Annotated in this window: 14 protein-coding genes and 1 pseudogene; 4 read left to right on the forward strand and 11 right to left on the reverse strand. The window is 70.0% G+C overall.

Annotated features, from left to right (window positions below; all coding sequences use genetic code 11):
* Nucleotides 1–7: 7 nt before the first annotated feature.
* The 9 genes from K2224_RS37975 to K2224_RS38015 form a co-directional block, all read right to left on the reverse strand.
* Complete coding sequence (locus tag K2224_RS37975; RefSeq protein WP_221911640.1) at nt 8–2,137, reverse strand: hypothetical protein; 2,130 nt, start codon at nt 2,135–2,137, stop codon at nt 8–10.
* A 55-nt stretch (nt 2,138–2,192) separates the two neighbouring features.
* Entirely contained in the window at nt 2,193–2,594 is a 402-nt protein-coding gene (locus K2224_RS37980) for a GPW/gp25 family protein (RefSeq protein WP_221911642.1), read from the reverse strand.
* A gap of 23 nt (nt 2,595–2,617) precedes the next feature.
* Complete coding sequence (locus K2224_RS37985; RefSeq protein WP_221911643.1) at nt 2,618–4,414, reverse strand: VgrG-related protein; 1,797 nt, start codon at nt 4,412–4,414, stop codon at nt 2,618–2,620.
* Nucleotides 4,411–5,133, reverse strand: coding sequence for a LysM peptidoglycan-binding domain-containing protein (locus tag K2224_RS37990; RefSeq protein WP_221911645.1), 723 nt, complete (start codon nt 5,131–5,133; stop codon nt 4,411–4,413). The genes K2224_RS37985 and K2224_RS37990 overlap by 4 nt, the downstream gene beginning before the upstream one ends.
* A gap of 71 nt (nt 5,134–5,204) precedes the next feature.
* Nucleotides 5,205–5,636 (reverse strand): phage tail protein, encoded by a 432-nt coding sequence (locus K2224_RS37995; RefSeq protein WP_221911646.1) that lies wholly within the window; start codon nt 5,634–5,636, stop codon nt 5,205–5,207.
* A 1,832-nt stretch (nt 5,637–7,468) separates the two neighbouring features.
* Nucleotides 7,469–7,627 (reverse strand): DUF6760 family protein, encoded by a 159-nt coding sequence (locus tag K2224_RS38000; RefSeq protein ID WP_221911647.1) that lies wholly within the window; start codon nt 7,625–7,627, stop codon nt 7,469–7,471.
* Complete coding sequence (locus tag K2224_RS38005) at nt 7,624–8,019, reverse strand: hypothetical protein (RefSeq protein WP_221911648.1); 396 nt, start codon at nt 8,017–8,019, stop codon at nt 7,624–7,626. The genes K2224_RS38000 and K2224_RS38005 overlap by 4 nt, the downstream gene beginning before the upstream one ends.
* A gap of 103 nt (nt 8,020–8,122) precedes the next feature.
* On the reverse strand, nt 8,123–9,679 hold the full coding sequence (locus tag K2224_RS38010; protein WP_221911649.1) for a hypothetical protein: 1,557 nt from the start codon (nt 9,677–9,679) through the stop codon (nt 8,123–8,125).
* Nucleotides 9,680–9,778: 99 nt separating this feature from the next.
* Entirely contained in the window at nt 9,779–11,101 is a 1,323-nt protein-coding gene (locus tag K2224_RS38015) for a hypothetical protein (RefSeq protein WP_221911650.1), read from the reverse strand.
* Between the two features lie 820 nt (nt 11,102–11,921).
* On the opposite strand from K2224_RS38015, the pseudogene K2224_RS41210 reads away from it, so the two are divergent.
* Nucleotides 11,922–12,098 (forward strand): annotated as a pseudogene (locus K2224_RS41210) (DUF4157 domain-containing protein); the annotation flags it as partial.
* A gap of 15 nt (nt 12,099–12,113) precedes the next feature.
* On the opposite strand, the gene K2224_RS41215 reads toward K2224_RS41210, so the two are convergent.
* Both K2224_RS41215 and K2224_RS38025 read right to left on the reverse strand, forming a co-directional pair.
* Nucleotides 12,114–13,634, reverse strand: a complete 1,521-nt coding sequence (locus tag K2224_RS41215) for a PE-PGRS family protein (RefSeq protein ID WP_260693776.1) — start codon at nt 13,632–13,634, stop codon at nt 12,114–12,116.
* A 268-nt stretch (nt 13,635–13,902) separates the two neighbouring features.
* A complete protein-coding gene (locus tag K2224_RS38025) occupies nt 13,903–15,642 on the reverse strand; it encodes a DUF4157 domain-containing protein (protein WP_399021127.1) in 1,740 nt (579 codons plus the stop codon).
* 916 nt (nt 15,643–16,558) lie between these two features.
* On the opposite strand from K2224_RS38025, the gene K2224_RS38030 reads away from it, so the two are divergent.
* The 3 genes from K2224_RS38030 (at nt 16,559) to K2224_RS38040 (ending at nt 20,923) form a co-directional block, all read left to right on the forward strand.
* Nucleotides 16,559–16,984 carry an SBDS family protein gene (locus K2224_RS38030; RefSeq protein WP_260693778.1) on the forward strand — a complete coding sequence of 142 codons (426 nt, stop codon included), beginning with the start codon at nt 16,559–16,561 and terminating at the stop codon, nt 16,982–16,984.
* A gap of 608 nt (nt 16,985–17,592) precedes the next feature.
* Nucleotides 17,593–19,572: a transglycosylase domain-containing protein gene (locus tag K2224_RS38035; RefSeq protein ID WP_260693929.1), complete on the forward strand. Its 1,980-nt coding sequence runs from the start codon at nt 17,593–17,595 to the stop codon at nt 19,570–19,572.
* 61 nt (nt 19,573–19,633) lie between these two features.
* A complete protein-coding gene (locus tag K2224_RS38040) occupies nt 19,634–20,923 on the forward strand; it encodes a hypothetical protein (RefSeq protein ID WP_221911653.1) in 1,290 nt (429 codons plus the stop codon).
* Nucleotides 20,924–21,028 lie beyond the last annotated feature (105 nt).

Genomic DNA, 21,028 nt, shown 5'->3' on the forward strand with positions numbered 1-21,028 from the left:
TTCTTCCTCAGCCTTCGGTGATGTCGACGAGGATGTCCACGTCGCCCACGAGGACCAGTCCGCCTTCCGAGACCTCGACGGACGGCACGGCCCCGTCGCCGTCGCCGACGAACAGGCTCACGTCGGTCGTGTCCCTGACCTGCGGCACCGTCTCCAGCACGGTGAAGACGTCGCCCGTGTGGACGCGACGGCCCCACGGCCAGCCCCGCCCGTCGGGCCCGCCGTACGTGGGGTGGAAGAAGCGGCGCAGGGCCCGTTCGGCCGCCCGCCCGGTCTTCTCCTGGTCCGCCGGCGCGCTGCTCCAGGGGCGTACGGTCGCCGCGATCCCGAAGCGGTGGTAGTGGGGTCCCCTGACCCGCAGTCGTTCGCCCAGCAGTCGGGCGGCGTCGGCGACGCCCACCACCGAGTCCCGGACGTCCGGAGGGATGTCGAACGCGTCGCCGGGCGGCTCCTCCTCCGGGTCCCCCTCGAAGCGGGGCACCACAAGGACGTGGAGCGGGTCGTCCTCGCGACGCCAGAGGGCGGGCTCGGTCCTCGTCCCCTTGACGAAGTAGAAGACGCCGTCGATGACGGCCACCGCGTCCGGGGACACCTGGCACTGCGGGGAGAGGCCGGGGAACGCCTCCGAGATCAGGGACCGCACCCCTCGGCTGCCCGGCTGCGGTACGAAGGCCCGGTCGGTGCAGGCGTAGGCGCGGTGGTAGAAGGTCTCGCCCTTGAAGAAGAACAGTTCGTGGGCGTCGGCCGCGGCGGGGTCGGCGAGGACGGCCACCGCGTCGAGGTTCGAGGAGAACTCCTCCGGCAGGTCGGGGAACGCGCCGCTGATGTCCTGTGGTGACGGGTCCGCACCGTCCCAGAGGCACTGGGTCCCGTAGAACCACAGTCTGGGCTTGTCCTCGCCGGTGCGGATGACGGCGTCGAGGCGCTTGGCGTCCGCGACGGGCTGTGGCACCGCGTCACCTTCGTCGGGCCCGCCCGGTCCTTCCGGTCTTTCCGGTCGCTCCAGGGGCACTGGGAGAGGGGCGATGGTTCCGCCGTCGTCGAAGTAGTGCACGATCCGCAGCGGGTCCCGGGCGGCGACGGCGCAGGCGAGGACTTCGGCCGGGCGTCGCGGCACCATGAGGGCGGTGGGCACGCGTGAGTCGGTGGGCCGGGTGAGCGCCGTGACCCGGACCCGGGCGAGCCCCGCCACGTGCTCCTCGATGATCTGCTCGTGGTCGGCGGCCGTGACCGCGCGGCGCAGCGGTGCCAGGCCCAGCCCCGCGCGTTCCAACGCCTGCCGCCAGTCCTCCGCGTCCTCGGCGGGGGCGAGCACGCCGTCAACGGTCGCGGACAGTCCGGACTGCGCCACCGCCGTCAGCGGTGTTCCGATGGGCACGCTGCCCTTCCGCCCTCGGTACACGCGGTACTCCGCGCTGATCTCCGTGCCCTCCGACGGCACGTTCCCGTGCTGCTCGGGGCCTCCCTCGGCGGGGACCAGGGGCCCGAGAACGACCTCGCACGAGGCGTCGTCCCACCAGTGGACCCGGTCGTCCGGCCCGACCTCCGCGAAGGTTCGGACCGCCCGCCAGACATCGCCCCCGACCCGGAGCGTCAGCGGTGGGCCGAACGCGGGCTCCGCGACCGGAGTGCCGGGCCCCCAAGGGCGGTGGCGCGTCGCGAAGCGACCGCCCGGGAGGCCGTCGGACCTGCCCAAAACCTCGGAAATCGAGACGAGTTGTTCGACGGCCTCCACCACTCCTGCGGACTGGTTCTCGGCGAGGACGAGCGGTGCGGTGGTCGCCAGGACGACCGGCTGCTCGCCCTCGGTCCTGACCTCGGTACCCGCCGGGATCGCGCGACGCGTGGCTGTAGTGCTGGTGCGTGCGAACAGGACGGTGATCCTGGCGGGTGACGCGGGAAGCGGTGTGATGCCCATGAGCCGCAGCAGGGCAGATCGCTGACCTACCGTCATGCGATTGACGCGGTAGAGCAGTTGGTCGGTCCGCTCGGCGCAGGACTCGATCAGGGTGACGCCCGGGTCGGAGACGTTGTGATCGGTCCACTCGGGGACACGCCGCGGCAGGGCACGCTTGGCGGCGTCCACGAGCGGTTGGAAGCGCAGGTCGTCCAGGTCCGGGACGGGAACGTCGGACAAGCCGGACGCGTCGGACAACGCGGTTGGCTCTGGCGGCAGTTCGGCCATCGGGAGGTCACTCACTGGGGGCGTCTCCGGGCAGGGTGTAGAAGGGGAAGACGAGGTTGCGGGGTTCGTTGGTGGCGCGCAGCCGGTAGCGGATGTCGATGTAGAGCACGCCGATGTCCTCGCTGTCGGTGCTGAACAGCAGGTCATCGACCTCGATCCGCGGTTCCCACCGGTCGAGTGCCCGGCGCACCTCCGCATCGGCGCGGGCCACGGTCGTGGCGTCGAGCGAGTCGAAGACCAGGCCGTGGATGCCGCAGCCGAACTCCGGCCGCATCGGCCGCTCGCCCGGCGCGGTGGACAGGATGATGCGCACGGCCTGTGCCACGTCCTCGGCACCGGTCGCCAGACCCACGCGGCCGGTGCCGGTGATGACGGCGGGGAACGCCCACCCCGCGCCGATGATGTCCACGGTCTTCTCCCCTCCGTGCCGGGTCAGTTGATGTCGACGGTGTTGCCGGTGATCGTGGTCCGCTGCCCTTCGAGCTTGAGATCGCCGCCGCTCTTCACCGTGACGGTGGCGCCCTCCAGCGTCAGCTGCCCGCCGCCGCTGCCGGCCGCCGTGACGGTCACCGTGCCGGCCCGGAGAATCAGGGTGCCCGTCTCGCCCGCGTCGATGGTCAGGGTGCCGTCGCCGCGGCCGTCGAGCGAGACCCGGACGGACTTCGCTCCCTCCCCGGCCGTGACGGCGACGGTGGTGTTCTTCCGGTCGAGGTGGGTGACGAGCTTGCCGTCGCCGCTCAGGAGTCGGACGCCCTGGGGGCCGTCGGCGGCGCTGAGCAGTTCGACGCGATCACCTGAACGGGACGCCAGGGACCGCCTGTTGGCCCGTCCCGTACCGGCGTCGACGAGTGGCAGGCCGTGATCGGTGGGGGCGTCGACGCCGTTGTAGAGCCCGCCGAGGACGTACGGCCGGTCCAGCCGCCCGTGCTCGAACCCGACGAGGACCTCGTCCCCCGCCTCCGGGGCGAACACGCCGCCGCCGTCGACCCCGCCCCACTGGACGGTACGGACCCAGTCCGTCACGTAGTCCTGCGACAGCCACGGAAGACGCAGCCGTACGGCGCCCCGCTGACCCTTCCCCGGTTCCTTGATGTCCGTGACGACCGCCACCGCGACGCCCGGCGCGCACAGCGGCGGCGGGTAGGGCACGACGGGCGGGGGGAGCGGGCCCACCCGGACCAGGGTCCGGTAGCCCTGGTCCCCGTCGAAGACATGGCCACAGGAGGTGATGGTGTACTTGCCGGTGAACGGCTCGCCCACCCCGGCCAGAGCCACCGGAACGCCCGCCCGCAGTTCGGGGGTGCCCGAGACCTCGGCGGCCAACGTGGCCATCGCCGCCGCCGACTCCGCCGCCAGCGCGCGGGCCGCCGCGTCCACCTGCGGCGCGGTGGTGTGCGCCCGGCCGCCGACGAGCAGTTCCGGCGCCGGCCCGGGGAAGGCCGTGCCGAGCCGCGCGGGCGTGACGCCCAGGCGCAGCCGTTCGCTGTCGCCCGCACCGGCCTTCGCGGACAGCGCGGCCTTGCCGTCGGGATCCCAGCCCCGGACCTCCACCTCGGCGACCTGCGCCTCGGAGGACACGGCTGCGCGCAGGCCCAGCAGGTTCACCCCGTGCTCCAGGACGAACGGGCTCCGGTCCGCTCCGGTGCCGGGTGCGGGCGCCGTGTCGGCGGCGGCCGGGCGGCGCATGTGGAGGGTGCTCCCGTCGACCGTCAGACGCAGGCCGCGCTGGTCGGCGAGGTGGTTCAGGAACTCCCAGTCGGTCAGGTTGGGTTGGGCCACGTGCGGGATGCGGGTGCGCTCGGCCTCGATCCGGCCGGTCGTCAGGCCGTGCCGGGAGGCGGCCTGCCGGGCGGCCTCGGCCACCGTGGTGTCGACGTAGGCGGCCACCCGCCGCCCCCGCGTCAGCCGGTGCCCCCGGTCCATGGCCCGCACGGTCGTGAACGTCCCGTCGGCGTCCACCTCCGTCTCCAGCGCCGTGACCTCGCCGTCGAAGATCCCCACCCGGGTGCGGCGGCGTGCGGCGGCCACCGCCACGGTCAGCGGCTCGCCGACGGCGAGCCGCGCCGCCGCCAGGAGCTGGTGCCCGGGATCGCGGAACCGTAGGGTCGCGCGGGCCGGCAGCCCCACCGACGTGTCCACGGAAGCCTCCACCAGCCGTTCCGCCCACAGTTCCGGCAGCGGGGAGCCGAACGCGATGACCGGCTCCGCCGCGTACAGCCGCTCCGTCACCAGGTACCTCCCGCGGGTCGTTCCTCCAGGACCGGCAGGACCAGCACCGTGCCCACGGGCACCCGGGCCGGATCGTCGACGTCGTTGGCCGCGGCGATCGCCCGCCACCTCGTCGGATCGCCGTACGCCCGCCACGCCAGTCCGGCCAGGGTGTCGCCCGCCACCACGAGGTGGGTGTCCACCGCCCCGTCGCCGCCGGACGTCGGGTTCTGCCGGGGCGTCGAGCCGCCCACCTCCTCCAGGGAGACGGTGCAGGTGGCGCGCAGCGGTGTCCCGTCGTGCCCGAACCGGGTGTACGCCGCGTCGACCTGCGTCACCAGCGCGAGGAACGCGGTCGTGCGGGAACGCCCCCACTCCAGCCGCACCCAGGGTGCCGACGCGGGCTTCGCCGTGGCGCTCCGCGCGGTCGGGGCGCAGCAGTCGAGCAGCTTCTCCACCTGGTCCTGTACGCCGGAGCGGAAGTCGCCCGCGTCCAGGAACACCTCCAGCGTCATCGTGCGCGGCTGGGCCCCCACGAACTGCGCCCGTGGCGCCTCCTCGCTGGAGGGCGCCGGGCTGCGGTCCCAGCGGGCCTGCTTGCCGACCTGGAGCCGGTCGGGGTTGAAGTGGAAGCGGACGCGGCCGCGTTCCGGCCCCGGGGCGTTGCCGGTCCCCGTCGGCGGGTCGTAGATCACGAGGGCGGCGCGTACCGGTGCGCCTCCCAGCAGCTCGGGCAGCATGTGGTCCTCTCGACGGTTCGGAGGGGGCAGAGGTTCGGACGGGTCAGAGGCGCGGAGGGGGCTCAGGCGGGTCAGACGGTGACGCCCAGGAAGCCGTCGTGGGCGATCTCCAAGGTCTCCCGGGCCGGCTGCGACTGGTCCACGTCGAACGTCGGTCCGCTCCAGCGCACCGGCAGCACACCGTCGAGCAGCCACCGCACCAGCGGCCGCCGGTCCGGGCCGAGGGCGACGAGTTGCCCCGGCAGCCGCACCGGTTCGATGACCTGCGCCCGCAGCCACGCCCAGACGAGCACCGTCTCCTGGGTCAGCGGCCTGCTGAGCACGACGTTCGTGTAGCGCAGCCGTGTCGGCAGCTGCCACACGTGCCCGTTCGTCCCGCCCTCGACGCGCTCCTCGACGTCCATGGCGCAGCCGAGCCCTTCGCAGGACGTGAAGGAGCCGAGGGCGTGCATGCCGATGGAGAGCTGGAAGTGGGAACTGACGGCGAACGGCTGGTCCGGCATGTGCGAGCACTCCGTGGGATCAGGCGGCGGGCTGCTGCGGGAGTGAAGCGTGGGGCGTCAGCGGGGAGGATAGGTACCCCAGGGGTTGTCTTCCGTTGGCGTTGGCGATGGCGCCGACAGTGACTGCGACTGCCACCGCTTCGCGGCCCGGCGCATCCGCCGGGAGAGCCCGAGGGACGGAACCACGGCCTCGGCCAGGAGGCCGGCGTGCCGCCGGGCGACTTCCCGAGCGACCTCGTCGGCGATGGCCGCGGTGTCCGGTGCGGTCGGGTTTCGTGCGGGCTGCGAGGGCTGCGAGGGCTGCGAGGGCGGCGCGGAGGACGCGGCGGAGGTGTACAGGGGGGCGCCGGTGGACGTACCACCGGCCGCTGCGCCGGGCGGTGGCCCGTTCCCTGCGGCGGGCGGGGTGACGAACGGCATGGCGGTGCCGGGTACTTCGGGGAGCGGCTGCCCGACGCCGACCCGGTGCCGGGGGCCGGGCGGGGGGAGGGGGCCCTGGCCCTGCTCCTTCCCCGGTTCGGGGCTCCGCCCCGGCCCCCGCGGAGAGTTGGGTGCGTGCGGTTCGCCGGGGGCCTGCCGGCCGCCGAGTTGCTCTGACACTCCCGGCCGCGCCGTGACGGGGAACGCCTCGTGGTCCTGCCGGTCCGGCGGGCGACCGGAACCTTGCGGCGGCGTCGGTGCTCGGGCCTCGCTGCGGCCGCCCTGAGTCCCGGCGCGGCCGAGGCTGCACGGGGAGAGGGGGGCGGGGACGCCGCCTTGTTCCAACTGGCCTTGATGGTGCCCCGGTTCCCTTGCCGGACCGGGGCCGTCGGCTTCGGCCAGAGTGGGGCGGGGGCGGCGGTGTCCGCGGATTCGAGGAAACCGACGGCCGGGTGCTTCACCCTGGCTGGGTGTGCTCTGGTGACGTCCCGGGGCGCCGCCTGGCGGGTGGTGGCCGTCGGCCTCATCTCGCCTCGGGTGAGCTTCATGGTGGCCGAGGTCGCTTCCGTCGTGCCCCGGGCTCGCCGGCGTACCGGTGCCGTGGGCTATCCCCCTGGCCCCTGGCCCCCGGTGCTTCCCGCGGTGCTTCCCGGGGTTGTCGACAGGCCCGGGTGTACGGACCTCGGCGCGCTCCGTGCCCGGCGAAGCTTCGGACCGGTCGTCGGGCTCGCTTCGGACCCGCCGGTCCGCGCCGCTTCCCCGCGGGGGCAGGAGAAGGCCCCCAACGGCCTCGTCCTCGCACCGGATGCCCACCTCGTACTCGCGGGACCGATGGCCCACCTTTCTGTCGTCCACCGGGGGAACGGCGGCGAAGCCCCCGGTTCCTGGAAGGGGCGCGGTCGGGGCAAGGGCGTGCCCAGCCGGAGTCGGGGTCGGGGTCGGGGTCGGGGTCGGGGTCGGGGAGGAGCCCACCTCCACTCCCGACACGTCGGACACCTCGGCTCGCGGCAACCTCCCGGCGACCGCCGGCACTTCCGTCACCACCGCCACCCCGACCACCGGAGCGCCAAGGCCGCCCGGTGCCAGCGCCAGCGGCACCCCGCGTGGCAGCAGCCGCCCGTCGGCCGTGACGAGCGGCGCCGGGCGCCAAGCGGCGAGGTCCTGCCGGAAGCCGTCGAGCCCGCAGGAGAGCGACACCGGTAGCCGTAACAGGCCGACAGGCGCGACGATGCTCCAGTCCGCACGCGGCGGAGGGCCGGGCAGGCCCCCCGTTGGAGAGGACGGCGTCGGCGCTCGGCCCGTACGCCGCCCTCGCTGCCCCCGCCGCCCCCGCTCAGGCTTCAAAGAGCCCAACGGGTTCAACCGCTTCAGCACCCCCACCACTCCCACCACACTCACCGCCCCCACCACACTCACCGCCCTTCACCGATCGAGGAGTTGATCCGCGCGATCTCACGCACCCATGCACGCCGCTCCGCGTGCGGCAGGGCGAGGATGTCCTCGTACGCCCAGTGGAAGTGGTAGGCGATGTAGGCGCTCTCCTCACGGAGCCGGCGCTCCGGGTGCGTCATGCTTCCCCCAGGCGGCCGCCCGTGGCCGGTCCGGGCAGGGCGAAGCTGGTTCCGCAGGAGGGGCAGGCGACGGCTCCATGACCGGAGTCCAGGCCGTTGATGCGTCGGTAGAGGTCCTGGAGGTGGGCGAGGTCCTTGGCGAAGAGCCGTTCCACCACGCCCGCGTGGATGTCGCTCACGGTCCCCAGCCGTGTGATGACGAGGCTGAGGAGGACGACCCCCAGATAGGCGGGGTTCTCCCGGACCCGCTGGTCGATCAGGGGCGACAGCTCGTCGCGGGCCGTGGCGAGCCGCATGGCGCCCTTGCGGTGCACGGTGCCCGCGGCGTCCACATAGCCGTGGGGGAGCTCGAAGTCGTACTCGGTGCGCAACAGCGAATCGTTCTCCGGCATGGTGGGGCGGTTCCTCCTTCTGCGCCGGGCAACCGGGTGCCGGCCGGCGGATCCCGGCTCCCGCCGCAGGGTGGGAGCCGGGAGGGTCGTCAGTACGCGGCCGTCAATGGATGTACTGGTCGAGCAGGAGACTGACCGGGGTCTTCGCCACCCAGACCCGTACGGCGAACACGTCCGCCTTGTCGCCGGCCGTCAGCACCGGGGAGGCGGCCGAACCGTCGGTTCCGCTCGTCACCTTGGCGGTGTCCACGCCGCCGGGGAACGTCGCCGCGCCCTCGTCCCGGATCTTGAAGGTGACCTCGGCGCCTGGCACGGGACTGCCGTTCTCGTCCTCCACGATGACCCTCATCGGCTCGTCGAAGGACTTGCCCGGGGGGACGGTCTGCCCGGCACCCGCGACGTACCGGACGTGGTGCGCGGTGCCCACCGGCGGGGCGACGGTGAGCCGGGAGAAGGGCGCGACGGCCTCGGTCTCCGTCCAGCGGGCGGTGACGACGCAGGGGCCTTCCTTGAGCGCCTTGAGCAGGGAGCTCGTGGCGACGCCGAGCTGGTCGGGATCGCCGCCGGTGTAACGGACCTCCTTCGGTTTGCCGTTCTCGAAGACGGCCGAGCCGCCCTCGACGGAGAACTCGATCCGTTGCTCGGCCACCGGAGTGCCGTCCAGTTGGACGGCCTTGACCACGAGCGGTTCGGGGAAGCGCTGACCGACCGAAGCCGACTGGTCGTCTCCGGAGACGACGGTCAGCCGGTACCGGGACACGCGCCGCAACGCCGGCCTGCCGGAGAGCGCGGCCCACGGTCGGCTGTCGGCGGACACGGCCAGCCCCGAGGCCCGCGAACCGTCGCCGGTGGAGAACACGGTCGCCCTGCCCTCTCCGGGCAGGACGTAGCCGATGGCGTCGCCCTGGGGGCTGGTGAACCACAGGGTGCCGTCCGCGGTCGTCTTCAGACGGTGCGCCGGACAGGGGGCGTCGACACGCGTGATCAGACCGTCCTCGACGCTGTACTTGAAGAGCGCGTTGTCCGGGCTGGCCACCCATACGATGTCGCCCGACGGCGTGACCGCCAGGTCCCGTGGCTCGACGCCGATGTTGACGGGAGGGAGGAAGCTGCCGGTGTGCGCGTCATACCTGACCAGCGACCTGCCCCCGGGAGAGCTGAGCCAGTAGAGGGTGGGCTCGCGCTCCGAGACGGCCACGCCGTAGAGGCCGTCGTCGTACGAGAGCGAATTCGAGGTGGCGCCACCGGAGTTGACGAAGACCAGCCGGTTCCGGTCGGCCAGTACCGCGACGATGCGGTCCCATCCTTCACGGCTCTTGGCCAGCGCCATGGAATGGCACTCCCGCCCACTGTCCAGAGGGTGGATCTGGTAGCTGCCGTGGCTGTCGCATTTGACGAAGGCGGCTCCGCTCTGCCCCGAGATGAAGGTCCACACTCCGTGGCCGGGCCAGGCGATCAGGGAGTCAGCGGTGCCGGAAAAGGGCGGCCCCGGAGTGAAGACGGTGCTGCCCCAGGGGCTACGGGGTTCAAAGCGGCCGATCGTGCCCTCTGCCGTCACGAACCACAGGTTCTGGTCGTCGCTCTGCCATGCCAGGTCCACGGCGGGCGCGCCGATGGGGAACTCGTCGGGGTTGCTGGCGGGAATCGTAGTGGCTGTCATTCTGGTGCTCCCTCCGAGCGGAGCTATGGAGACATTTCGGCAATGCCGCGAGAGTGCGTGCCAGGCGCCGCGACACCGCGGAGATCCGTCTGAAGCGCCCTAGTCCTGGGTGATCCTCAGCGTCGTGGTCGCGTGCGGTTCGGTGTTGCCCAGACCGATGCTCAGGATGGCCACTTCCTCGGTCAGGCCGGCTGCCACGGGCGGCATGGCCACCCGGCCGAGCTGGTCGGTGAGGACCACGCGTTCCCTGGTGCCGTCGTCGAAGGTCGCCCCGTCCGCATCGATGCGGCAGGTGAGCGGAATGCCCGGTACGGGGTGGCCGTTGGAGATGTACTCGGCGATGAGGGGCTGCTGGACGTGGTCCTTCATGTGCACCACGGACTCGCCCTGATAGACCACCTGGGTCCGGCCGACGAGGGAAGCGCCGCCGTAAGGAGGCGGAGGCACGACGTACTTGCCGAAGGACTTGTTCCCGGGGCTCGTGTACCAGAGCTCCCCGTTGGTGCCGACGCAGAGGCCCTGCGCGCCTTTGCCGTGGGGGAGGTCGATCGTGGATTCCAGGCTCGGCTGATGGCGGTCGATTTCGTGCAGGCCCTTGCTGGAGGCCACCCACACCTTGTCGTCCGTGTAGAACACCAGTTGTTGCGGCACCGCGTCGCCCAGAGACACGGTGGTGCTGAGGCCCTCCGCGATGTCCCAGCGGATCACCTGGTTGGGATTGGTGGCGGTGAACCAGACCGCCTCGGTGTCGGCGATGATGTAGAAGGGCTTCTGCTCGGGTCCGTCGAGGATTCCGACGCTTTCCCATGTCGTCTGTCCGGGCGAGCGCCGGAACACACCGTTCTTGGTCCTGGTGGGGTTGCTGGCCCGCTTCTGACCTGTCGCCCAGTAGGTGTGGGTTTTCTTGTCGATCGGGTCCGTCGCGACGGCCACGTCCCAGAGATAGGTGTCATGGACGACGGGCATCTTGGCGTATGTGCCGCCGTGGGCGGGGATGGGGAGGATGCCGACGTAGTTGTGGATCGGCTCCGCGAACAGCAAGTCGTAGCTGATGTTCGGTTTGCCCTCGGTGCCCTTGTCGGTCGTCCGGAGCTTGATGCTCTCCGCCCGGCCGTCCCGTGGCTCCAACTCGTACACGGTGATCGGGAAGTTCCCTTGGGTTTCCATCATCAGGATGGGGTCCACCTTGTCCGGCGACGCCATCCAGATCCGCTGGTTCTCGGATACCGGGTCCTTCATGACTCCGGCCGTGAGGTCGTAATTCAGGGTCGGGATGACTCGCCTGCTGTTGGGGTCGTTGGGATTTACCCTGACGACGGACCGGTTGCTGGTGGTGATCCACAAGTAGCGCTGATTTCCCACGGCCACCGAATGCGGTGTCAGATTGAGGTTGAAGTCCTGGATGTTGGCGGTGTCTGCCACGGTGATCCCCCTCTGACCTTTGTTGAAGCGTGAACCCATCGGAGGGCGCGTGGAAGTGCGCACCAGCAAAAGGTGCCGCGGATTGATGGCTCACGCGAGGACGATGCTCGGCCGGTCGAGAGTATGCCGCCAGCACTCGCCGCCGCACCTGGGCGAAACCGGCCACCACGGGGCGGGGCTCCTGGCCTACGGGCGACACGGCTCCGCCCCCGCTACTCGGCTGGCATTTCAGCCGTGAACGGGGATATCCGACGCATGTCATTCCGCGCGATCCCCTGGTAGTCGATCTCGACAGGCAGGCTCGTCAAGGGTGCCTGTGCAGCGCTGACATGGCGGAACGATGTGGCCAGAACTCCTTCAAGAACCGTTTCCGCACGCCGGGAAAGCGGCCCCATGGAGAGAAATGACCTTGCCCGAATTGGTACGGACCTGCGATTGCCTATCGGTGGCCCTTCATGCTTCCTGCCGCAGGGCGCCGGCGGGAAGGCGAGGCCACCGAGCGCAAGCATCACGTCCTGGTCGCCGGCCCCGATTGCAGGATGTCCCCTCAACGCCTCATCGGGTTCTCCACTCCTCAACGGAGATGAAATGGCCCGTACTTGACGTACTCAACGGCACGGTCCACTGTGTGCTGGTTTCGCCCTGAGGGGGAGCATGCGCGCATGCGCAGTCGGATCCCGTTGTCGGATCGGCCGCAGCGTCCGGCGCGGCAACCGCCCAAGTCCAGGCAGGCCGGGCCGGCATCAGCCCTGGCATCCTCGGGGCGGGCCCCTTGCTCCTGGCCCTCCAACGGGCCGTGGGAGACGGCGCGGCCCTCAGGATGCTGCAAGCGGGCGGTGCTCTCCGCGAACGGTCCACCGCGCCTGAGGTGTTGCGCAGCGGCGGCGGCCGCCCGCTCGACGCCACCACCCGGGGCGAAACGGAAGCGCGGCTCGGCGCCGACCCGCCCGACGTGAGCGTCCACAGGGATGCCGCCGCCCACCGCTCGGCCAGGGAAATCGGCGCGCGCCAGTCATTCGTCCCGGCGGCGGCCGGTCAGCTCCGAGTAGAGCGCACGCCGCGCGACGGGATCGGTCTCGGCCGCGGCCAGCCGTCGCGCCCAGTCCTCCTTCAGCTCCTCCAGGAACCGCATCCAGCCGCCGCCCGTCGGGGTCCGGAACTCGCCGAGGTCGACATAGCGCTGGTTCACGGCCAGCTTCCCCTCGCCGATCTTGTCCTTCTTGTGTCCGTAGAAGCTGGATTCCGGGTTGGCGGTGGCCTCGGTGGAGCGCCACGTGTGCTGGTACCCGACCGGGCTTGGGCCACCCGGTGACGTGGTCTCGATTCCCACCTGCAGGGCACCGTCGCGGTTGCGGCGCGGCGGGGTGAAGCCGACGAACATATGGCCGTGCCCACCGTCCGGGAGGACCACGTCGCCGTTGAAGTCGCGGCTGCCCAGGCCACCGGCGGCCAGATCGAGGCCGTAGAGCCGCACCCGCTCGGACCTGCTCCCGAACTGCACGACGTTCTTCACCGAGGCGAGCGTGCCACCCTGCTCCCTGAACTTTCCCGCGACGCCGTCCTTGTTCTCGCCGATCTTCATGTGATGGGTGCCGAAGGCGCGTCGCTCCGCGGGATCCACATCGTGCCCGCCGTCACGCGTCAGCCCGAGCCAGTCGGTGAGCGCGAAGGCGGAATCCCTGACCTCCAGTTGCGGGATCCGGATGTTGACCCGTCCGCCGTGGGCCAGCGCGCGGGCGACGTCTCCTTCCCTGAAGTCGATATGACCCGCGCCTTCCTTGTACACCTTCAGGCCGTTCTGCAGGATCAGGAAGACGTGGGTCAGGATGGTCCGGGCCCGGGCGTCCTTCCGCCACGCGTCCGGGTCGTCCGGTAGGAGGGCGGTGCGGGTATCCAGCGTGTCGACGAAGGTCCCGTGGATCTGCCGATCACGCTCTTCTTCGGCGCTCCTGCGCGCGTCGTCGGGCAGGGAGCCGCCGCGCAGGGCCAGGTGACGGCCGAGCGTGTATGCGGGACTGGTGGGCGTGGGCCCGCCCTCATCCGGCCGGCGCCTCGTCCACTCCAGGGTGGCGATGAGCAGGCGCTGCCCCGGCTTCAGCCGCAGCCAGGTGCGGTAGTCGCCCTTCTCGGTGTACTTTTCGGCGTCCTCGTAGCGGCCGATGCCGATGTCGTCGAGCCACTTCGGTGACCGGGAGAGGATCTGGATGTCCCGGAGCTCGTCGGCGCTGAACACCGGGCCCTCGGTGAGACGCTTGGTCAGGACTTTCCTGACCTCGCGGTCACTGATCTCGCGGGTACCGATCTGGCGGGCACTGCTGTCCCGCCCGGTGAGCAGTCCACTGAGACGCCCCTGTGCGGCGCGTTGTTCGGCGACCAGAGCCACAGCCTGGTTGCCCAAGACGGACTGCAGACCGGCCAGGCCGGCGGCCGGCGGTGTCGATGGCCGCGTCACGGTCCGGTGTGCGGTGCCGGTGGGCGTCGCCGAACCCGTCCGCCGGCTTTCGTCGAGGTGTTGCCCCCTGTACGAGCGCATCCGCCCACCCCTCCGCGGTCGATGAAGCCCAGGGCCACCGCTGGAAGGACAGCCGCCCCAGCGCCCATTTTATCCGGAGACGGAGGTCGTTCCCAGAGTACGGTCACGCCGCGAAAGACCTCGGACGCACCTGGTCGGGGGAGTGGGATACGACGTCTCCCAAGTCAACTACGGGTGGGGGAGGGGCAGGCAGGAACGCCCGTCGTCCTCTCCGACATGACGGACAGTCAATTATTCGCATACGGCCGACCGTTGGATGACCGACGGCTCAGCGGCCGGACAGCTCCTTGTAGGCACGGGTGAATGCGTACAGCAGCCTGTTCCTGCTCCGGATCGCCATCTCCACCACCTGGTCATCGAGCTTGGCCAGCGTCGGGTTCTGCCTGATCCTGGTCTTGAGGCCCTTCGTGTCGATGGGGCTGTCGGGGGTCAGTTCCTTGGCGGCCAGATTCCGCAGCACGCCCAGGTCGGTCACTTTCGCGTAGACGAGTTCGGCCAGGGCCAGCTTCACGTCGCTGTCCAGTCCGTACACCGTGGCGACGCGGTCCTGCCACTCCTGCTTCCTGGCATGGCTCTGTGCGAGGTCGAAGAGCTTCCTGAGCGTGTCCTCGGCGACGGCCTGGCCCTTCCTGTGCCCCCCGACGTTCGTGCCGACCCGGTCCATGTCGGTGGAGATCGCGTACCGCGAGTCGAAGCCCTCTCTCACGTTGTCACGCTTGGAGCGCAGCGAGTTCACCAACTGCTCGCCCTCCAGCTTGCCGGTCCCGAAGGAGATACCGTCCTCCAGCCGGTCCATGTCCCAGTCTGTCTTCACCTTCACGAAGGTGTTCGGCTCGGGGTAGTACACGGAGCGCGGATTCACCTCGGCCATGGCGTTCCGGACGGCGAGGTCCACCTGATTGGCGTGCCAGATCAGGATGCCTCCGTCGGTGTCCTTGGTGCTCGCGGGAGCCGTGTAGCCGCCGCTGAACAGGTCCTTCTCCCCGGTGTCCAGGACCTCGGCGGCTGCCGAGAACAGCGGTCCCGCCTCGGTGTCGAACGACTGGGTGTCGGAGTCGCCGGTGTGCAGGTAGACATGGTCCCTGCCGCGATCCGTCAACCCCCGGACCAGTTCGCTCACCACCGGGTGGCGCATGATCTGGTCCCTGATCTCGCCGTAGGGAATGGTGGCCTGGCTGATGTTCGCGGTGGAGGAGACCCTGTGGTCGGCCCAGGTGAATCCGATGACCTCGACCCGGAATCGGTTGCTGTCCCAGCGGCTCGTGAAGTCGTTGATCTTGTTCCTGAGCAAGGTCTCCTTGGAGGTCTCCCTGGCGGCCGCGCCCGCCCCTCGCTGATCCCAACAGTTCACCCCGATCACCAGGGCGAATCGGTCCGCGGGCGCCGTTCCCCCGGTGAATCCCGTGTTGTACTTGTCCGCGATCGCGAAGAGGTCCAGGTTGTCGCTGAGCACGGCGGGCACGAGCGCGACCGTCCCCGCGCCGCCGGGTTCGACCTCGCCCTGGCCGAAGGCGCCGGCCCGCGCGGACGCGTTGAGCGGGGTGATCTGCGCCGCCCGCTGTACGACCAGCGGCCCCGCCTTCGCTGCGGACTGCGGCGCCGAGTGCTGCACCGTCCGTTGGGCCCGGCCCGCCGGGCCGGGGCCGAGGCGCATGGCGCGGGTGGCGCCGGCCTCGGCCGCGCGTTCGAAGCGGTCGGACGGGTCGCTGATCTTCAGGCCCGTCCCCTCGTCGGTACCGGCGACGGGGCCTTGGCGTTGTTGGATGACGTGGGCGAGTTCGTGGGCGAGGGTGTGGTTGTCGCTGCCGCCGTCGCCGATGACGATGTGGTTGCCGCTGGTGTAGGCGCGGGCGCCGACTTCGGCTGCGGATTCCTTGGCGGAGGCGTCGGTGTGGATCCGGACGTCGGAGAAGTCCGCTCCGAAGCGGGCCTCCATGTCCGTACGGGTGGCATCGTCCAACGGCCGCCCGCCGGCGCGCAGCACGTTGTGGACCGCGGAGCGCTGCACCTGGGATCGCACGTCTTGCCGGCCGCAGCCGGCACCCCGCTGGTGCTGTTCTCGGGTCCGGGCGTGCCTGGCCCGGCGGAGCATCTGTACAACGGCGGCGTTGCCGGCCGTACTCTGAAGAGCGAGGAGCCCCGGGACCTGGCCGCGGACTGTGGCCTCAGGCTTGCGGGCGGGGGCTCGTTCACTCGTGGTGCGGGCCGAGGATGTCTTGTCGTGGTCGCGCAACGAGGGCCTCTTCCCACAGCTGGTCGGCGACTACCTCAGGCAGTCGTACTGGACGGCGGCCGAGAAGGTCAAGCGCCCGTGGCTCGCCCTCGCACATGGCACCACGCACGGACTGCCGTTCCCACTGCTCACGCGGTCTCCGTTCGCCCCTGCCGTCTTTGGGGTCGGGATACCCCGTAGCGAGGGGCGTCACCAGTGCGCAGGGGCGCGAACGTGGTTGTACGGAACGGACTGTGGCAACGGTAGGGGCGCGACCGCTGCCCGGGAACGCCCGCCCGGCCTACGGTGCAATCAACGCCGCGCGGCAGGAGAGCGCAGAGAAGCGGCTGCTGCCGACGACGGACAAACGGTCGTGGAGCAGGTGGACTTCACCTGGGACGGTGCCACTCTCTGCGAACGGACCAGTACTTCGGCCCCGAAACCCAGCTTCACCACAACTACTTCCGGGCCTACTCGCTGCCGCCCGGGAAATAGGTAAGCCTGTTACCATCCGCAGAGTCAATCCCAATGATCCGTACCCGCCATCACTCAACGGCGTCACCTGGAAAGAAGCCTTCCGAAAGCGCATGAACTCCGGTCTGGACAGGGATGCGCAAGGTAATCCCGTTCCCCCTACGGGACTTACGGAACGGCCGCCGCACGCTCACCTTTCGAAGCGTTGGAAGAAGAGCGGATGCAAGAAGAATTGACTGTGATCGAGCGTCTCTGGGTGGATTACCGGTTGCCGGATCTTGACGGCCTGTACCTTCCTGACGGGCGATCGTACGAGGTCTTCCTCGACGCCGATGCGGCGAGCGGAATCAGGTTCGGGGAATCCTTCGACCTCGACGAGGTGCTGGCTGAGGACCCGGACTGGGTGACTGACATCGGCAGGAACCGATCGGTTTCACTGGCGGATGGAGGATTTCTCTGGGGAGGCGAGGGAGTGTCCCATGGGTCGTACGGATTCTGCGGACGGCTCCGCGCCGATCACACCCTGGTCTGGGTCCTCTTCCTGGAGGATTCCAACCCGTTCACCGAAATCCGGGTTTCGGGCAACGCCGCCGTTTTCCGCTCAACCTCCGGGAAGTCGATCACTGTTGACATCGACGATCCGCTCCGCCTCCGAGCCGTGTAGACCGCCCTCACGCACCATAAAAGTGGTCCGGCTGCCGAAGGAGTCGTCCCAGCCGGTACCTCCACGGCTCTGGCTCGTGGTCGAGCTGCCGTGGGCCTTGGCGGTCGGGCATGTGGACAGGGGGGCGGGGGCGGCGCGCCCGGGGCAGGGCTTGTCGTGGGGCCGCCTGGTCCCGTCTGACTGTTTCCGTTCGGTCTGTGTGTGGAGATTCCGAAAAGATCGCTGATACGTTTGTATGTGTAGTGAAGGCCGTGGCGTGGTTGGGGGTTGGGGGATGGCGCTTGCCTCTGCGGCGGCTGCGTCACCCCGTGCAAGTCACGCGCAGAGTGCGGAGGGGACACGCAGTGACAGGGGCTGGGCGGGGGGCGGGTGGTCCGGATGAGATTCACGGGCCGTCGGGCCGTCGGCGGAGCACACAGCGGGAGCCTCTCGCCAGTGAAGGGAACGGCGTCCAGGTACCTACGTCCGCAGACCCTGAACGCACGTTGCAGCTGAGGGTCGAACCGCCTGAAGCGACCGGTGAGACCGTTCTGACGCGGCGGCCGGAGGGGTCCGACGGGAGAGCCGGCCGACGTAGGGCCGCGCAGTCATCATCCGCCCGCACACGCATCGTTACGCTGCTGGCCCCCCTCGGCGTGCGGCTGGCGCCGTACGCTCGCCGGCTCAGGCCGCGTTATCCGCGTCCGAGCCGCACCGGCTGGCGGCGCTGGATGCCTTCCTGGCGGCAGTGGCTGGGCGTCGTGTCGATGACCATCGGCCTGACCGGGCTGTTCCTGGCCATCGCCTACGCCGCCACCGACATACCCAAGGACCTGAACGCGTACGCCACCCAGCAGGACAACGTGTACTTCTGGTCCGACGGCACACCCATGGCTCGCACCGGCTGGGTGCAGCGGCAGGCGATGCCGCTCAAAGACATACCCGGGGACGTCCGCTGGGCCGTGCTGGCGGCCGAGAACGAGAGCTTCTACGGCGACCCCGGCGTCTCTTTCAAGGGCCTCACCCGCGCCCTGTGGCGGACGGTCGGTCAGGGCGAAACCCAGGGTGGCTCGACCATCACCCAGCAGTACGTCAAGAACGTCTACCTGAACCAGGACCAGACCGTCAGCCGCAAGTTCACCGAGGCGATGATCGCGCTCAAGCTCGACAACCGGATGAGCAAGGACGAGATCCTGGAGGGATACCTCAACACCAGTTGGTTCGGCCGCGGCACCTACGGCATCCAGCGTGCCGCACAGGCCTACTACGGCAAGGACGTCGGCGAACTCAACGCGAGTCAGGCCGCCTTCCTGGCCTCGCTGCTCAAGGGCGCCGGCCTGTACGACCCCACACTGAGCGCGGCCAACCACCACCGGGCGGTGAAGCGCTGGAACTGGATCCTGGACCGGATGGTCAAGATCGGCAAACTGTCGCCGGCCGAGCGGGCCGGGTATCGGACGTTCCCCGAGCCGCTCAAACAGAACCCGCTGTACGACACCGGTCAGCAGAGCGACTACCTGGTGGAACTCGCCTCCCAATACGCCAAGAATGCCGGGCACCTCTCGGACCGGCAGTTCGATCTGGGCGGCTACCAGATCTACACCACCTTCGACCGCAAACGGGAGGCGGCCCTCGACGACGAGGTGGAAAAGGCACGCAAGAAGGCCCGGCAGACCCACCCGGACGCGGCAGCCACCGCCCATTACGGCGTCGCCTCGCTGGCCACCGACGGCCGCATCCTTGCGGTTTACGGCGGACCGGACCACCGGAAGCAGGGCTATAACGAGTCCAACGCCGGGACAATTCCAGCCGGTTCGGCCTTCCTGCCGTTCGTGTACGCGGCCGGTCTGGAGCACGGCGTCGCCAGGCGGCGGGACGCCCCCCGGGAGAAGGTCACCCCGCAGTCCCTCTACGACGGCGACGACGGCGTGCCCGTCAGTACGCCGGAGGGCCCCTACTGGGACCGCGGCGGCAAGAAGGTCACCGCCCACAACGACGACCGGAAATCGTGGGGCCGGGTGACGCTGCGCGAGGCGCTCGCCAAGTCGGTGAACACCCCCTTCATGCAACTGGGCATGGACACGGGCCTGGACAAGGTGAAGCAGACAGCCCAGGCGGCCGGGCTGCTGTCGTCGAGTTTCGGGCCGCAGGTACCCGCCCTGTCCCTGGGCAGCTCCACACCGAGCGCGATCCGCATGGCCAGCGGCTACGCCACCTTCGCCGCCGCGGGGCAGCACGTCGAGCCGTACTCCGTGCGCCGCGTCACCCGGAACGGCTCGACCGTGCGGCTGGACCTCCCGGACGCGCGCCGCGCGGTCAGCGCCGCGGTGGCCGGGGAGGTGACGCAGGCGCTCGCGGACTCCTTCCGGTCCGCCCACCCTGACGCCGCCCCGGCCGCCGCGGCGGTGTCCGGCAAGGCCGGCACGGTCGCCGATGACACGGCCGCCTGGTACGTCGGCACGGCCCACACCGTGTCGACGGCCGTGGTCGTCTACCGCATGGATCTGGCCAAGAGCCTCGAACCGCTGCCGCTGAAGGGGCTCGCGGGAACCGCCGCCGACAGCGTCCCGTACGACATCTGGGCGGGAGCCATGGGCCCACTGCGCTGACCGGCGGACCTATCCGCACCCGCACCCGCACAGGAACCTCCCTCGCAGATTCGAGCCTTGTATGAAGTCGACTTCAGGCCGCCGCCGTAAGGGGCGCGCACCCCGCCGCACCGTCCGTACCCGGTTCGTAGCCCTCGCGGCAGCCGCCCTCGTCGTCTGCGCGGCCGCCACCGGCTACCTGGTGCTGACCCAGACCGACGGCCAGGCTTCGGCTCCCACGGACGGCAAGGGGGGATCGGTTGCCCAGGGCCCGCCGCAGCCGCGCAAGAAGCCGGAGTGGGACGGCACCACCAAGATTCTCGGGGACGGATCGACCTCCTACACCGGCCCGCAGAAGGGGCAGTTGAAGGCGGTGCCGCTCAAACCAGGGGAGAGGCCACCGCAGTTCGTCGTCTTCTCCTGGGACGGTGCGCTGGAGGGCGACGATCGTCTCTTCTCCCACTACCGCGATATGGCCAAGGACCACGACGCCCATATGACCTTCTTCCTCACGGGCATCTACCTGCTGCCCAAGAGCAAGAAGGACCTCTACCACCCGCCCCAGCATCCGGTGGGTTCCGCCGCGATCAGCTACCCCACCGACGAACACATCCGCACCACCCTGACGCAGCTCGCCGCGGCCTACGAGGACGGCAACGAGATCGGCACGCACTTCAACGGCCACTTCTGCGGCGCCAAGGGGGGTGCCGACTGGAGCGTGGGGGAGTGGAAGAGCGAGATCGACCAGTTCTACGACTTCGTGGAGAAGTGGCGGACCAACACCGGCGACAAGGACATTCCCGCGCTGCCCTTCGACTTCCGCAAGGAGGTGACCGGCGGCCGTGCCCCCTGTCTGGAGGGCCAGCCGAACCTGCTCAAAGCCATGAAGAGCTACGGCTGGCGCTACGACGCCAGCTCCCCGGGCGACTTCCAGATATGGCCGAGCAAGAAGAACGGCATCTGGGACTTTCCGCTGCAAATGCTTCCGTACCCCGGTGGCAACTACCAGGGCCTGTCAATGGACTTCAACTTCCTCTACAACCAGTCCCATGGCGAGACCAAGGGCGATCCGGCCAAGTACGCAGACTGGGAGCGGCAGACCGTCGACTCCTACATGGCGGGCTTCAACCGCGTCTACTACGGCAGCCGGGCACCGCTGTTCATAGGCAACCACTTCGAGGACTGGAACGGCGGCATCTACATGAAGGCCATCGACCAGGTGGTCAAGAAGACCTGCACCAAGAAGGGCGTCAAGTGCGTGTCCTTCAAGGAACTCGCTGACTGGCTCGACGTGCAGAAGCCCGAGACGCTGCAGCGCCTGCGCGGTCTGGATCCGGCCCAGTCGCCGGACTGGGCCACGGTCGTCAATTGACCCGGGAACCGGCCTGGCCCCGATTGTCGGCTCGTCTCCAGGCACTTCACGCAGCTCAGGAAAAATTCGATCGCCCGGACCGTGTACCGGCGCAGAGGGGAACAT

The organism is Streptomyces sp. BHT-5-2, assembly GCF_019774615.1.
In the GTDB taxonomy this organism is placed as follows: domain Bacteria; phylum Actinomycetota; class Actinomycetes; order Streptomycetales; family Streptomycetaceae; genus Streptomyces.